Origin of the sequence: Methylobacterium sp. WL6 (assembly GCF_008040095.1) — a bacterium.
Classification (GTDB): domain Bacteria; phylum Pseudomonadota; class Alphaproteobacteria; order Rhizobiales; family Beijerinckiaceae; genus Methylobacterium.
Map to the genome: position 1 here is coordinate 1 of NZ_VRVH01000093.1, position 15040 is coordinate 15040.

General features: G+C 71.0%; 15 protein-coding genes. 7 read left to right on the forward strand and 8 right to left on the reverse strand.

Annotation, left to right across the window (positions count from 1 at the left end; all coding sequences use genetic code 11):
* On the forward strand, positions 1-715 hold a 715-nt coding region (locus tag FV230_RS14165), incomplete at its 5' end, for an ABC transporter permease (protein ID WP_147842846.1).
* Positions 716-781: 66 nt separating this feature from the next.
* Here the strand turns inward: FV230_RS14165 and FV230_RS14170 are convergent.
* Positions 782-946 (reverse strand): hypothetical protein, encoded by a 165-nt coding sequence (locus FV230_RS14170; RefSeq protein WP_244030596.1) that lies wholly within the window; start codon positions 944-946, stop codon positions 782-784.
* Positions 947-1394: 448 nt separating this feature from the next.
* On the opposite strand from FV230_RS14170, the gene FV230_RS14175 reads away from it, so the two are divergent.
* The 6 genes from FV230_RS14175 (at position 1395) to FV230_RS14200 (ending at position 9448) form a co-directional block, all read left to right on the forward strand.
* Entirely contained in the window at positions 1395-1868 is a 474-nt protein-coding gene (locus FV230_RS14175; protein WP_147726809.1) for a formate dehydrogenase subunit gamma, read from the forward strand.
* Between the two features lie 8 nt (positions 1869-1876).
* Positions 1877-3436: a formate dehydrogenase beta subunit gene (locus tag FV230_RS14180; protein ID WP_147842853.1), complete on the forward strand. Its 1560-nt coding sequence runs from the start codon at positions 1877-1879 to the stop codon at positions 3434-3436.
* Between the two features lie 10 nt (positions 3437-3446).
* A complete protein-coding gene (gene fdhF, locus FV230_RS14185) occupies positions 3447-6308 on the forward strand; it encodes a formate dehydrogenase subunit alpha (protein ID WP_147726811.1) in 2862 nt (953 codons plus the stop codon).
* An 87-nt stretch (positions 6309-6395) separates the two neighbouring features.
* Positions 6396-6689: a formate dehydrogenase subunit delta gene (locus tag FV230_RS14190; protein ID WP_147726813.1), complete on the forward strand. Its 294-nt coding sequence runs from the start codon at positions 6396-6398 to the stop codon at positions 6687-6689.
* A gap of 142 nt (positions 6690-6831) precedes the next feature.
* Positions 6832-8487, forward strand: a complete 1656-nt coding sequence (locus tag FV230_RS14195; protein WP_147726816.1) for an OFA family MFS transporter — start codon at positions 6832-6834, stop codon at positions 8485-8487.
* 58 nt (positions 8488-8545) lie between these two features.
* Positions 8546-9448: a LysR family transcriptional regulator gene (locus tag FV230_RS14200; protein ID WP_147842848.1), complete on the forward strand. Its 903-nt coding sequence runs from the start codon at positions 8546-8548 to the stop codon at positions 9446-9448.
* A gap of 84 nt (positions 9449-9532) precedes the next feature.
* On the opposite strand, the gene rpmG is transcribed toward FV230_RS14200, so the two are convergent.
* The 7 genes from rpmG to FV230_RS14235 all read right to left on the reverse strand — a co-directional run.
* Positions 9533-9700 (reverse strand): 50S ribosomal protein L33, encoded by a 168-nt coding sequence (rpmG, locus tag FV230_RS14205; protein WP_147726819.1) that lies wholly within the window; start codon positions 9698-9700, stop codon positions 9533-9535.
* Positions 9701-9847: 147 nt separating this feature from the next.
* The gene (locus FV230_RS14210; protein ID WP_243933659.1) at positions 9848-10522 is read right to left on the reverse strand and encodes an NUDIX domain-containing protein; all 675 of its coding nucleotides are present in this window, start codon (positions 10520-10522) and stop codon (positions 9848-9850) included.
* A 19-nt stretch (positions 10523-10541) separates the two neighbouring features.
* Entirely contained in the window at positions 10542-11003 is a 462-nt protein-coding gene (locus tag FV230_RS14215) for a DUF983 domain-containing protein (protein WP_243950693.1), read from the reverse strand.
* A gap of 24 nt (positions 11004-11027) precedes the next feature.
* On the reverse strand, positions 11028-13364 hold the full coding sequence (gene rnr, locus FV230_RS14220) for a ribonuclease R (RefSeq protein ID WP_147842850.1): 2337 nt from the start codon (positions 13362-13364) through the stop codon (positions 11028-11030).
* 238 nt (positions 13365-13602) lie between these two features.
* Positions 13603-13941: a hypothetical protein gene (locus FV230_RS14225; RefSeq protein WP_147728935.1), complete on the reverse strand. Its 339-nt coding sequence runs from the start codon at positions 13939-13941 to the stop codon at positions 13603-13605.
* 78 nt (positions 13942-14019) lie between these two features.
* Entirely contained in the window at positions 14020-14598 is a 579-nt protein-coding gene (locus FV230_RS14230) for an NAD(P)H-dependent oxidoreductase (protein WP_147842851.1), read from the reverse strand.
* Between the two features lie 50 nt (positions 14599-14648).
* On the reverse strand, positions 14649-15040 hold a 392-nt coding region (locus FV230_RS14235; protein ID WP_147842852.1), incomplete at its 5' end, for a VOC family protein.

The window sequence follows — 15040 nt, forward strand, 5'->3', positions numbered from 1 at the left end:
GGGCTGGGAGGCGGCGGTCCGTGCCGGCCTGGCGCAGGGGCGGCTGCTGCCGCCGCCGAGCCGGATCGCGGCGACGCTGTGGGAGCTCGCCCGCTCGGGCGACCTGTGGATGCACGTCTCCGCGACGCTGGTGCGCGTCGGCCTCGGCTTCGCGCTCGGCGCGGCGGCGGGGATCGTCGCGGGCGCGCTGACCGCGACCCTGCCGACCCTGCGCCGGCTCGTCGACCCGAGCCTGCAGGCGTTGCGCGCGGTGCCGTCGCTCGCCTGGGTGCCGCTGTTCATCCTGTGGTTCGGCATCCTCGAGACGCCGAAGGTGATGCTGATCGCGGTCGGGGTGTTCTTCCCCGTCTATGTCGGGGTCGCGGGCGCCATCGCCTCGGTCGACCGCAAGCTCGTCGAGGTCGGGCGGATCTTCCGGCTGTCGCGGGCGGCGCAGGTGCGGCGCATCCTGCTGCCCGCGGTGCTGCCGGCCACCGTCACGGCCTTGCGCACCGGCCTCGGGCTCGGCTTCCTGTTCGTGGTCGCGGCCGAGCTGATGGGAGCGTCCGAAGGTCTCGGCTACCTGCTGATCGACGGCCAGCAATTCTCCAAGCCCGAGCAGATCCTCGCCGCGATCATCGCCTTCGCGGTGGCGGGCAAGCTCGCCGATGCTTTGCTGGTGGCGCTCACGACCCCGCTGGTGCGCTGGCAGGACACGGCGCGGGACGCGCTCTGATCACGATCGCCACGGGACGCGCTCCGACGGGAGACGCGTCGGGTTTCGCGCTCGGGGCGCGTCGCCTCAGTCCTGGTCGGGCTCGTCGGTCTCGGCCCGGTCGCGATCGTGGACCGGGCGCGGGTGCGTCGTCACCGGCGGGAACAGCTCGGCGAGCCCGGCGGCCACCCCGTAGAGCACCGGATCGGACCCGGGCCCGGAATGCGGCGGGTGGAGATCGCTCTTGACCATGGAATTCGTCACCTTCGGCGCCCTATTCATCCCGTTGCCAGCGCCGTCGTAAGCCTGACGGACAGCTCCAAGACTGCCCTTAGGGCTTGTCAAGTCGTGCTTTGGTCCAGGGTTTCATGCCGGCGAAAAGAAAGTTTCGGTGTGCCCGTCGATGGTTGCAGACGACCGCGGGCCGAACCATCCGAGGGTTGAGGCCGGGATGCGAACCGGTAGTTTATTGCACGGCAGCATGACGTGCACTCCGAGGCTCCGTTCTGTTGCGGTGCAGCATGACAAATCGGACGCGTTGAAAATGCCGCGCTCGTGGGTTCGTCCGTAGGGAAGCAGAGGGCCGGACCCCCGATTTCGACAGAAGACCTTTGTCGAGCGACCGATCTGCACGATTGAACGCAATCGGCATTTCTGTTCCAGTCGCCACTTAGAACGGGAACAATCTGGGCAGGAAATCATGCCGCGTTTCGAGCCTTGGGATGCGCAGCGCGCTTCCGGGATCATCGCCGAGCACCGTCACCTGGAAGGCGCCACCCTTCCGATCCTGCACGCGCTGCAGGAGACCTTCGGCTACGTCGATGCCGGCGCGGTGCCGCTGATCGCCGATGCGCTCAACCTGTCGCGGGCCGAGGTCCACGGCTGCATCACCTTCTATCACGACTTCCGCGCCCACCCGACCGGCCGGCACGCGGTGAAGCTGTGCCGCGCCGAGGCCTGCCAGGCCATGGGCTCGGACCGGCTGCACGCCGAGATCCTGTCGCGCCTCGGCACCGGCTGGCACGGCACCACCGCCGACGGGAACGCGACGGTCGAGCCGGTCTACTGCCTCGGCCTGTGCTCCAACGCCCCGGCGGCGCTGGTGGACGGCGAGCCGATCGCACGCCTCACCGCCGACAGCCTCGACGCGGCCCTCAGCGAGGCGCGCGCATGAGCACCCCCATGAGCATCACCCTCTACGTCCCCCGTGACGCCGTGGCCCTCGGCCTCGGCGCCAACCGCGTCGCCCGCGCGCTGTTCTCCGGCGCCGAGCGCCGCGGCCTCGACGTGTCGATCGTCCGCACCGGCTCGCGCGGCCTGTTTTGGCTCGAGCCGATGGTCGAGGTCGCGACCCCCGAGGGCCGCGTCGCCTACGGCCCGGTGACGCCCGCCGACGTCGACGCGCTCCTCGATGCCGGCCTGGCGGAGGGCGGCGACCACCCGCTCCGCCTCGGCGACCCGGAGGCGATCCCGTTCCTGGCCCGCCAGCAGCGACTCACCTTCCACCGCTGCGGCGTGATCGATCCGGTCTCGGTCGACGACTACAAGGCCCATGGCGGCTATCGCGGCCTCGAGGCCGCGTTGCGGCTCGGCCCCGAGGGCACCGTCGGCGAGGTCCGCGAATCCGGCCTGCGCGGCCGCGGCGGCGCCGGCTTTCCCGCCGGCATCAAGTGGAACACGGTGATGCTGGCGCAGTCGCACCAGAAATACGTGGTCTGCAACGCCGACGAGGGCGATTCCGGCACCTTCGCCGACCGGATGATGATGGAGGGCGACCCCTTCAACCTCATCGAGGGCATGACCATCGCCGCCGTCGCCGTCGGCGCGACTCGGGGCTACATCTACCTGCGCTCCGAGTACCCGCAGGCCTTCGCGACGCTGAAGGAGGCCATCGCCAACGGCATCGCGGCGGGCGTCCTCGGCGACGACGTGATGGGCTCGGGCAAGAGCTTCCACCTCGAGGTCCGGCTCGGCGCCGGCGCCTACATCTGCGGCGAGGAGACCTCGTTGCTGGAGAGCCTCGAGGGCAAGCGCGGCATCGTCCGCGCCAAGCCGCCGATCCCGGCGCTGAAGGGCTTCCTCGGCCAGCCGACGCTCGTCAACAACGTGATGACCTTCACGGCGACGCCCTGGATCCTGGAGCACGGCGCTAAGGCCTACGCCGATTACGGCATGGGCCGCTCGCTCGGCACCCTGCCGATCCAGCTCGCCGGCAACGTGAAGCACGGCGGGCTGATCGAGACCGCCTTCGGCATCACGCTGCGCGAGGTGATCGAGGGCTACGGCGGCGGCACCTTCTCCGGCCGGCCGGTCCGCGCGGTGCAGGTTGGCGGCCCGCTCGGGGCCTACTTCCCCGATCACCTGCTCGACACGCCCCTCGATTACGAGGCGATGGCGGCCAACAAGGGTCTCGTCGGCCACGGCGGCATCGTCGTGTTCGACGACACCGTCGACATGGCGAAGCAGGCCCGCTTCGCCTTCGAGTTCTGCGCCACGGAATCCTGCGGCAAGTGCACCCCGTGCCGCATCGGCGCGACCCGCGGCGTCGAGACGATGGACAAGGTCATCGCCGGGATCAGCCCGGAGAGGAACCTCACCGTCATCGCCGACCTCTGCGAGGTCATGACCGACGGTTCGCTCTGCGCCATGGGCGGGCTCACGCCGATGCCCGTGATGAGCGCGATCACCCATTTCCCCGAAGACTTTTCGCGCGCGGGCGACCTGCCCGTCGCGGCGGAATAGGGAGGCGTCCATGGCCCTCATCAAAGAGATCGACTACGGCACCCCGATCCGCGTCAGCGATCAGACGGTGACGCTGAGCATCGACGGCATGGACGTCACCGTCCCGGCCGGAACGTCGGTGATGGCCGCCGCGATGACGGCGGGCACGCAGATCCCGAAGCTGTGCGCGACGGACTCGCTGGAGCCGTTCGGCTCCTGCCGCCTCTGCCTCGTGGAGATCGAGGGGCGGCGCGGCACGCCGGCCTCCTGCACCACGCCGGCCGAAAACGGCATGGTGGTGCGGACGCAGACCGACAAGCTCGCCAAGCTCCGCAAGGGCGTGATGGAGCTCTACATCTCCGACCACCCGCTGACCTGCCTGACCTGCGCCGCCAACGGCGACTGCGAGCTGCAGGACATGGCCGGGATCGTGGGCCTGCGCGACGTGCGCTACGGCTACGACGGCGACAACCACGTCGTGCCCACCGCCGAGAAGTACCTGCCGAAGGACGAGTCGAACCCGTACTTCACCTACGATCCGTCGAAGTGCATCGTCTGCAACCGCTGCGTCCGCGCCTGCGAGGAGGTGCAGGGCACCTTCGCGCTCACCATCGAGGGCCGCGGCTTCGACAGCCGCGTGGCGGCCGGCAACACCAACTTCATGGAATCCGAGTGCGTGTCCTGCGGCGCCTGCGTGCAGGCCTGCCCGACCGCGACGCTCCAGGAGAAGTCGATCCACGAGCACGGCCAGCCCGAGCATTCGGAGGTCACGACCTGCGCCTATTGCGGCGTCGGCTGCTCGTTCAAGGCGGAGATGCAGGGCACCAAGATCATCCGCATGGTGCCCTACAAGGGCGGCAAGGCCAACGAGGGCCACAGCTGCGTCAAGGGCCGCTTCGCCTACGGCTACGCCACCCACAAGGACCGCATCACCAAGCCGATGATCCGCGAGAAGATCACGGATCCGTGGCGCGAGGTGTCGTGGGAGGAGGCGATCGGCCGCGCGGCCTCCGAGTTCAAGCGCATCCAGGCGACCTACGGCCGGGACTCGGTCGGCGGCATCACCTCGTCGCGCTGCACCAACGAGGAGGCCTACCTCGTCCAGAAGCTGGTGCGCGCCGCCTTCGGCAACAACAACGTCGACACCTGCGCCCGCGTCTGCCACTCGCCGACCGGCTACGGCCTGATGTCGACGCTCGGCACCTCGGCCGGCACGCAGGACTTCAAGTCGGTCGAGCAGTCCGACGTGATCCTGGTGATCGGCGCCAACCCGACCGACGGCCACCCGGTCTTCGGCTCGCGGATGAAGCGGCGCCTGCGCCAGGGCGCCAAGCTCATCGTCGCCGACCCGCGCAAGATCGACCTGGTGAAGTCGCCCCACATCAAGGCGACGCACCACCTGCCGCTGAAGCCCGGCTCCAACGTCGCCTTCATCAACTCGATGGCGCACGTGATCGTCACCGAGGGGCTGATCGACGAGGCCTACGTGCGCGAGCGCTGCGACCTCGCCGAGTTCGAGTCCTGGGCCCGCTTCATCGCCGACGAGCGCCACTCGCCGGAGGCGCAGGCGCAATACACCGGCATCGACCCCGTTGAGCTCCGCGCCGCCGCCCGGCTCTACGCCACCGGCGGCAACGCCGGCATCTACTACGGCCTCGGCGTCACCGAGCACAGCCAGGGCTCGACCATGGTGATGGGCATGGCCAACATCGCCATGGCCACCGGCAACATCGGCAAGCTCGGCGCCGGCGTGAACCCGCTGCGCGGCCAGAACAACGTCCAGGGCTCCTGCGACATGGGCTCGTTCCCGCACGAGCTGCCAGGCTACCGCCACGTCTCGGACGACGCCACCCGCGAGAGCTTCGAGGCGCTCTGGGGGGCCAAGCTCGACAACGCGCCGGGCCTGCGCATCACCAACATGCTCGACGAGGCCGTCGATGGCGCCTTCAAGGGCATGTACATCCAGGGCGAGGACATCGCCCAGTCGGACCCGGACACCCACCACGTCACGTCCGGCCTGATGGCGATGGAGTGCATCGTCATCCAGGACCTGTTCCTGAACGAGACCGCCAAGTACGCCCACGTCTTCCTGCCGGGCGCCTCGTTCCTGGAGAAGGACGGCACCTTCACCAACGCCGAGCGCCGGATCTCGCGCGTGCGCAAGGTGATGCCGCCGATGGGCGGCTACGGCGACTGGGAGGGCACGATCCTGCTCTCCAAGGCGCTGGGCTACGAGATGGACTACAGCCATCCGTCGGAGATCATGGACGAGATCGCGGCGCTGACGCCGAGCTTCGCCGGCGTCTCCTTCGCCAAGCTCGACGAGCTCGGCTCGGTGCAGTGGCCCTGCAACGACAAGGCGCCGATGGGCACGCCGATGATGCACGTCGACCGGTTCGTGCGCGGCCTCGGCCGGTTCATGATCACCGAGTTCGTGGCCACCGAGGAGCGCACGGGGGCGAAGTTCCCGCTCATCCTCACCACCGGCCGGATCCTGTCGCAGTACAATGTCGGCGCGCAGACCCGGCGCACCGAGAACTCGCGCTGGCACGAGGAGGACGTGCTGGAGATCCACCCGTTCGACGCCGAGGTCCGCGGCGTGGTCGACGGCGACCTGGTCTCGCTGGAGAGCCGGTCCGGCGACATCGCGCTCAAGGCGCGCATCACCGAGCGGATGCAGCCGGGCGTGGTCTACACCACCTTCCACCACGCCAAGACCGGCGCGAACGTCATCACGACGGACTTCTCGGACTGGGCGACCAACTGCCCCGAGTACAAGGTCACGGCGGTGCAGGTCCGGCGCACCAACCGCCCGTCGGACTGGCAGGCGAAGTTCTACGAGGAGGACTTCTCGCTCACCCGCATCGCGCAGCAGCTCGACGCGGCGGAGTAGCGGCAGGCCTTTCCCTCCCCCCTCTGCGGGGGAGGGACACGCGCTGCTCGCGCATCGTTCGGCAACGCAGGCAAGCAAAGGTTTTCGATGAGCGCGCTGACGAGCGACGAGAAGCTGGTACGGATGGCCAACCAGATCGCGTCCTTCTTCCGGTCCTACCCGGATGACGAGGCGGTGACCGGCATCCACAAGCACGTGGTCGCGTTCTGGACCCCGAAGATGCTCGCGAGCCTCGAGGCCTGCCTGCCGGCGATGGGCGAGCGGGTCGACCCGCTCGTGGTCCGCGCGATGCGCGAGGGCCGGACCGAGGCCGAGAGCCCGGTGCGGTCCGCCACCCGCGATCCGCAGAAGCTCGGCGAAGGTGCGAGCGACGCCGGTTGACGCCGACGCGGTTTTGTCATGATCGGACGGATGAAACGTCCGACTCGTCGACATCCGCGCATAGTCGCGCTTGAATTCAATCCTTAGAATTCACCTCGATTGACGGCCCGCTCAACAGGGCCGCTTCGGGGGAACCTCACCGATGACCGCACGGACCGCCGACGTCACCTTGCTGCGCGAGCGGCCGACATCCTGGTTGTCGCGCGAATACATCGTCGCGAAACCCGGGTTCAACCGCTGGCTCGTGCCGCCGGCGGCCCTGGCGATCCACCTCTGCATCGGCATGGCCTACGGCTTCTCGGTGTTCTGGCTGCCGCTCTCGCGCGCCCTCGGCATCACCGCGTCGAAGGCCTGCCCGGACATGTCGCTGGCGACCGCGCTGGTGACCACCACCTGCGATTGGCGGGTGGCCGATCTCGGCTGGATGTACACCCTGTTCTTCGTCTTCCTCGGGGCCTCGGCCGCGGTGTTCGGCGGCTGGCTCGAGCGGGCGGGGCCGCGCAAGGCCGGCATCGCCGCGGCTTTGTGCTGGTGCGGCGGCATGGCGATCTCGGCGCTGGGCATCGTCACCCATCAGCTCTGGATGATGTGGCTCGGCTCGGGCGTGATCGGCGGCATCGGCCTCGGGCTCGGCTACATCTCGCCGGTCTCGACCTTGATCAAGTGGTTCCCGGACCGGCGCGGCATGGCCACCGGCATGGCGATCATGGGGTTCGGCGGCGGCGCGCTGATCGGCTCGCCGCTGGCGGCGATGCTGATGGACGCGTTCAAGTCGCCGACCTCGGTCGGCGTGTGGCAGACCTTCCTGGTGATGGCCGCCGGCTACTTCGTGTTCATGATGGCCGGCGCGCTCGGCTACCGCGTGCCGCCGGCCGGCTGGAAGCCCGAGGGCTGGAGCCCGGCGCCGGCCAAGGCGGGGATGATCACCAACGGCCAGGTCCATCTCGACGACGCGCACAAGACCGCGCAGTTCTGGCTGATCTGGGCGGTGCTGTGCCTCAACGTCTCGGCCGGGATCGGCGTCATCGGCATCGCCTCGCCGATGCTGCAGGAGATCTTCGGCGGCCGCCTCGTCGGCGCGCCGGATGTCGGCTTTTCCGCCCTCGAGGCCGGCCAGAAGGCGCAGGTCGCCGCGATCGCGGCGGGCTTCGTCGGGCTGCTGTCGCTGTTCAACATCGGCGGCCGCTTCTTCTGGGCCTCGATGTCGGACAAGCTTGGGCGCAAGACCACCTACGCGATCTTCTTCGCGCTCGGCATCGCGCTCTATGCCGGCGCGCCGTCCTTCGCCGCCGCCGGCTCGCAGGCGCTGTTTGTGCTCGCATTCTGCGTCATCCTGTCGATGTACGGCGGCGGCTTCGCCACGGTGCCGGCCTATCTCGCCGACATCTTCGGCACGCAGTTCGTCGGCGCGATCCACGGGCGGCTGCTCACCGCGTGGTCGACGGCCGGCATCGTCGGGCCGGTGGTGGTCAACTACATCCGCCAGGCGCAGGTCGATGCCGGCGTCGCCGGCTCGCGCCTCTACGACGGCACCATGTACATCCTCGCCGGCATGCTGGCGCTCGGCTTCGTCGCCAACCTGCTGGTGCGCCCGCTCAAGGCCAAGTGGTTCATGTCGGACGCCGACGTGGCGGCGCTGAACAGCCGGGGCGCGGCGGGGACGATCCCCTCGGGCTCCTTCGGCATCGGCCGCGGCGGCTTCGGCCTGGCGGCGCTCGCCGCCTGGGCCGTCGTCGGCATCCCGATCGCCTGGGGCGTGTGGACGACGCTGGCCAAGGCGCTGATCCTGTTCCGCTGAGCGGGCGCGGCCGGCCGAATGGGTATAGCCTTCCCGGCACGCCGCCGGGGAGGGTGCCATGATCGACAAGCTCGACTTCCTGCTCGCGCTCTCGCGGGAGCAGCATTTCGGGCGCGCCGCCGAGACCTGCGGCGTCACCCAGCAGACCCTGTCGGCGGGGGTGAAGCAGCTCGAGAACCGCTTCGGGGTGCAGCTGGTGCGGCGCGGCTCGCGCTTCCAGGGCTTCACCCCGGAGGGCGAGCGCGTGCTCGAATGGGGCCGGCGCATCGTCGCCGACAGCCGCGCCATGCACGAGGACGTGGCGGGCCTGCGCCGCGGCCTCACCGGGCACCTGCGCGTCGCCGCGATCCCGACCGCGCTGCCGATGGTGGCCAACCTCACCACGCCCTACCGCGAGAAGCACCCCGACGTGCGGCTGACGGTGGAATCGACCACCTCGGCCGACATCTTCTCGTTGATCGAGAACCTGGAGGCCGATGCCGGCCTGACCTACCTCGACAACGAGCCGCTCGGCCGGGTGATCTCGGTGCCGCTCTACCGCGAGCGCTACCGGCTGCTGACCGCGGAAGGCGGCGCCTTCGACGCACGCGCCTCGGTGACCTGGGCCGAGATCGGCCGCCTGCCGCTGTGCCTGCTCACGCCGAACATGCAGAACCGGCGCATCATCGACCAGCAGATCCGCGACGCGGGCGGCGAGCCCTCGGCCTCGCTCGAATCGAACTCGATGATCGTGCTGATGACCCATGTCCGCACGCTCAAGTGGGCGAGCGTGATGCCGGCGATCCTCGCCGACGCCCTCGGGCCGATGGTCGGTGTGCGCGCGATCCCGATCGTCGCGCCGGAGCTGGAGCACACGATCGGCCTGGTGGCGCCGCGGCGCGAGCCCTCCACCCCGATGATCACGGCGCTGGTCGCCATCGCGCGGACATTGGCGAAGACGCTCGACGCGCCGGACCTGTAGGAGCGCCGCACCGGCGTGCACGAAAAAGGCCGCCCCGGTCGGGGGCGGCCTCTGCGTCCGATCCGGGCTGCCGGACCGAAACGCTTACTTGATCTTCGATTCCTTGAAGTCGACGTGCTTGCGCACGACCGGGTCGTATTTGCGCTGCGTCAGCTTCTCGGTCTGCGTGCGGGAGTTCTTCTTGGTGACGTAGAAGTAGCCCGTGTCGGCGGTGGAGACGAGCTTGATCTTGACGGTGACGGCCTTGGCCATGGCGGGCGCTCCTGTGGCTTCGCGGCATTCCGCAAGCGCGAAACGCAAAAGGGCCGGGCGTGGCCGGCCGAATACCGGCGGGTGAATGCCCGATCGGGCCGGGGCCGTCAAGGTGGGGACCCGCTCGGGCGCCCCGCGGCCCGAGCCCTACAGCACCGTGCGCTCGCGCCGGCCGCGGCGCTCGGCGTGGAACGGGATCGGGCGGTAGGGCGCGAAGTCGACCGCGACCTGGGCTTCCAGCTCGTCGAGGATCATGCCGGTGATGGTCGGCAGGTCGAGCTTGCGCGCGGCGGCGAAGGTGAACCACGCGAGCTCGGTGAGTTCCGACGCCTCCGAGACCCGGCCCGGCTCCTCGGCGGCGATGGCGCGGCGGTCGACCGTGAAGAAGCGGGTGTCGAAGCGGCGCACGCGCTTCGGCGGCGTGATCGCGCGGGCGACGAAGTGCAGCGCCTCGAGGTCCGGCAGCACGCCGTGGGCGGCGAAGGCCTCCCAGCCGGCCGGCACCTCCTCCGGCGGCCCGTATTCGCGGGTGCCGACGAGCAGGCCGGTCTCCTCGAAGGTCTCGCGGATGGCGGCGAGCGCCAGCGCGCGGCCGAGATGGTGGGGCGGGCGCACCACCTGCCGTGTCAGCGCGGCCTCGGCGTAGTCGGGCAGCGCGCCGGCCACCGGCATGCGCCTGTCGCTCGCCTCGATCCGCCCGCCGGGAAACACGAACTTGCCCGGCATGAAGGCGAGGCCGGCGTTGCGCCGCCCCATCAGCACCTTCGGCGCGCGGGTGCGGCGGTCGAGCACGATCAGCGTCGCGGCGTCGCGCGGGCGCAAGGCCGCGGACGGTTTCGGCTTAGGGCCGGAGGGGGGACGCGCCGTCGAGGCCGGGTCGGTCAAGGTGCGCGTCCTCCGGCCCCGCGTCGGGCTTAGCTCCCGGTAGCGTGGCGAAGCCGTGCATGCCAAGCGCGTATTGCAGCCCGACCACCGCGCCCTTCACCGGCTGGAGCAGCCCGAGCGCCAGCGCCAGCGTCACCACCGGCCAGACGCTGAGCGAGACCCAGAGCGGCACGTCGTAGTTCAGCTCCGATTCGAGGATCAGGTAGCCGATCACGTGGGCGACCACGAAGATCACCAGGTAGGGCGGCAGGTCGTCGGCGCGGTGATGGTGCAGCTCGAGCCCGCACGCGTCGCATTCGGGCCGGACCTTGAGGTAGCGCCCGAAGATCCGGCCCTCCCCGCAATGCGGGCAGCGGCCGACGAAGCCCCGCGCCATCGAGCGGACCAGGCCGGTACGGGTGGGGGGCTCGCGCATCATGCCGTCACCATACACCCTGCCACCTCATCGGCGCGAGCCGCGGTGACGCGTGCCCGCGTTGCGGATGCCGGCGGGGCGGCCGCTCGGGGCGGCCTTGAAGGCGCGGCCGCCGGGCGCCTTGGTGCCGGAGGCCTTGGTTCCCGCCCGGGTGCGCCCTTCCGACAAAAGCTCGAAGCGCAGCGCGCCGGCGACGGGGGCGGCCTCGACGAGCTTCACCTCGACCTTGTCGCCCAGCCGGAAGGTCTCGCCGGTGCGCTCGCCGACCAGCGCGTGGCGGCCCTCCTCGTGGCGGAAGTAGTCGGCGCCCAGCGTCGAGATCGGCACGAAGCCGTCCGCGCCGGTATCGGCCAGCTTGATGAACAGCCCGGCCCGCGTCACGCCGGCGATCTGGCCGTGGAAGGTCGCGCCGACCCGGTCGGCGAGGTGGTGGGCGATCAGCCGGTCGATGGTCTCGCGCTCGGCCGCCATGGCCCGGCGCTCGGCCGCCGAGATCTGCTCGCCGACCTGCGCGAGGTCGGCGGCCGTCACGTCCGGCGAGAGCCCGTCCGAGCCCATGCGCCCGGCAGCGATCAACGCCCGGTGGACGATGAGGTCGGCGTAGCGCCGGATCGGCGAGGTGAAGTGGGCGTAGCGGCGCAGGTTCAGCCCGAAATGCCCGAGATTCTCCGAGCCGTAGACGGCCTGGGCCTGGCTGCGCAGCACCACCTCGTTGATGAACAGCGCGTGCTCGGTCTCGGCCACCGCCGCGAGGATGCGGTTGAACAGGGCCGGCCGGAGCGCGCCCTCCTTCGGCAGCTTGACGCCGACCGAGGCGAGCACCTCGCCGAGCGCGCGCATCTTCTCGATCGCCGGCTCGTCGTGCACCCGGTAGATCAGCGCCTGGCGCGCGCCCTCGAGCGTCTCGGCCGCCGCGACGTTGGCCTGGATCATGAACTCCTCGATCAGCCGGTGCGCGTCGAGGCGCTCCGGCACGATCACCCGGTCGACCGCGCCGTCCGGGGTCAGCAGCACCTTGCGCTCCGGCAGGTCGAGCGCCAGCGGGCCGCGCCGGTCGCGCGCCTCGCGGAGCGCCGCGTAGGCGGCCCAGAGCGGGCGGAGCGCCGTGTCGAGCAGCGCATTCGCGGCGTCGTCGCCGTGCCCGTCGATGGCGGCCTGCGCCTGGGCGTAGGAGAGCTTGGCGCGCGAGCGCATCATCACCCGGTGGAACGTGTGCTTGCGCTTCGTCCCGTCGGCGGCGACCACCATCCGCACCGCCAGCGCCGGGCGGTCCTCGCCCTCGCGGAGCGAGCACAGGTCGTTGGAGATGCGCTCGGGCAGCATCGGCACGACCCGGTCGGGGAAGTAGACCGAGTTGCCGCGCTCCAGCGCCTCGCGGTCGAGGGCCGAGCCGGGGCGGACGTAGGCCGCGACGTCGGCGATCGCCACGGTGACGACGAAGCCGCCGGGGTTGCCGGCGTCGTCGTCGGCTTGCGCCATCACCGCGTCGTCGTGGTCCTTGGCGTCGGGCGGATCGATGGTCAGCAGCGGGCGGTCGCGCCAATCCTCGCGGCCTTTCATCGTCGCGGGCTTGGCCGCGTCGGCCTCGGCCAGCGTCGCCTCCGCGAACACGTGCGGGATGTGGTGGAGGTGCAGCGCGATCAGGCTCACCGCTTTCTCGGAGCCGAGCGAGCCGAGGCGCTCGCGCACCCGGCCGCGCGGCAGCCCGAAGCGGGTCTCGCGCTCCAGCGTGACGCTGACGAGGTCGCCCTCGCGGGCCTCGCCCTCCTCGCCGGGCGGGATCAGGATCTCGCGGCCCTGCGAGCGCTTCTCCACCGGCACGATGCGGCCACCTTGGGCGCCCTCGCGGAACACGCCGATGATCTCGGCCTTGTTCTTTCCGATCACCTTGACGACGCGGCCGGTGTAGCGCCCGTCGGCGCCGTCGGGCTCGACCCTGAGCAGGGCGCGGTCGCCGATGCCGGCGGTCAGGCCCCGCGGCTTGCGGCCGCCGCGCGGCGCGTGGAGCACGATGGTCGGCGGCTTGCCCGTCCCGTCGCCCGTCCCATCGCCCTTGCCGGCATCCCACTCGGCGGGAAACGCCAGGAAGTCGCCGTTGCGGTCGCGCGAGCGGATGTCGGCCAGCACCACCGGCGGCAGGCGCCCGGCCTTCGACAGGCCGCCGCGCCCGCGGGCGATGTCGCCGTCCTCCTCGATCTCCTTGAGGATGCGCTTCAAGCCGATCTTGTCGGCGCCCTTGATGCCGAAGGCCTGCGCGATCTCGCGCTTGCCGACCGTGTCGGTCGCCTGCGCGATGAAGGCGACGATCTGCTCGCGCGAGGGGAGGGACGGCTCCCCCGCCTGGGTGTTGATGCGTTTGGCCAAAGGCTGTTCAGCTCGCTCGCGCCGCGCGCGGCGACGGTTCTGTTCGGGGATCGCGATCGAGGACCGCGCGTCTGTTCCCCAACATGGTGCTGCGCCCGATCCGGAGCAACATCGGCGCCGCCGGCCCTCGACAGGCGTCGGTCGCCGGTCTCCGCGTGGATCCGGGCCCGCATGAAGACGATACGACCTCACGACAGGACAGAGCATCGTCCGCGATCCCTGGATCACGGACGATGCTCTAGCCGGTGGAGGCCGACTTGCGGATCGTCTCGACGGCGGCGTCGACGTCGAAGCCCGGCGCGATCAGGTCCTCGAGGGCGAACGGCGCGGCCCGCGGCAGGGTCAGGTTCACCTGGCCCTCGGCCGGCTGGAGCTCCGGCGCCTCGGCCGCCTTGATCGCCAGGGTCCAGGCGCCGTCGATGCGCAGCGATGCCGCCTCCGGCGGGTCGGCCGCCAGCGCCGCGAGCTTCTCCCGCGCCGCGTCGCGGCAGGCAAGGCTCGTCCGGTCGTCGGAGATCAGCGCCGCCTTGATCAGCTCAGCCAGGGCGTCCCGGACCCGTTCCACGCTCTCGTTCATGCCCAGCTCTCGTTGATGCCACGCCCGTCCTGCGACCCGCGGTCCCCGGCGCGTGGCAATCGCGGTGCCACTCGGCGCTCAGTACGGCGTGCCCTTCTGCCGCTGGGCCTTCAGCGCCTCGGCGTACCAGGCCAGCTCGTCGAGGAACTTGCCGGCGGCCTTGGTCAGCCACGGCTCGGCGGCCGTGCCCGCCTCGTCCAGCGCCTTGCCGACCCGCGGCACCGGCAGCAGCGAGGGGATGCTCGGCATGCCGAGCTCGGCCAGCATCGCCCGAAGCTGCATCGCCGCGCGCACGCCGCCGTACTGCCCGGCCGAGTAGCAGCAGATCGCCGAGGGCCGCCAGTAATACTCCTCCAGGAAGTGGTCGAGGGTGTTCGACAGGGCCGGCGGCACCGAATGGTTGTACTCGGCCGAGACCACGGCGAAGGCGTCGGCCCGGCGGTAGAGCGCCGCCAGCGCCTCGAGCTTCGGCGGCGCCTCGTCCTTCGGGTGCTCCTTGTACATCCGGTCGAGCAGCGGCAGCTGCAGCTCGGCGGGGTCGACCAGCGGCGCCTCCCAGCCGCGCCGCACCAGCTCGGCGATCAGGAATCGCGCGACGCGAAGACCCTGCCGGTCCGAGCGGACGGAGCCGAGGATCACCGGGCAGACGAGGGCCATGGGACAATCTCCTGCAGGGGGCCGGAACGACGCGCCGATCGCGCTGCCCGTCAGGATAGCACGCGCAGGCCGTGGGGCGTCGCGATCTCGGCGCGGTAGCCGAACGCCCCGGCCCGAACCGCCGGCGCGTCCGCGAGCCGAAGCGTCCGGTACAGGGCGGCGATCCGGTCGGGATCGGGGTGCGTGAGGGTGAGGCCGGCCAGCCGGCAGCCGAGATCGGGCATCGCGCCGGCCGGGTGCGGGCCTTCGCCCCACGTCATCGGGCAGGGCAGGGCGCCGTCCTCGGGCCAGGCGCCGTCGCGGCGCACGGCGAAGCGCCAGCGCAGGGCGCCGCGGCTGACGGCCAGCGCATCGCCGAACAGGCCGGGATGGCGCCCGAGCAGGCCGTCGAGGTCGCCGGTGCGGGCCGACTGGGAGGCCGGCCGGCGCCTGCGCGGCTGGG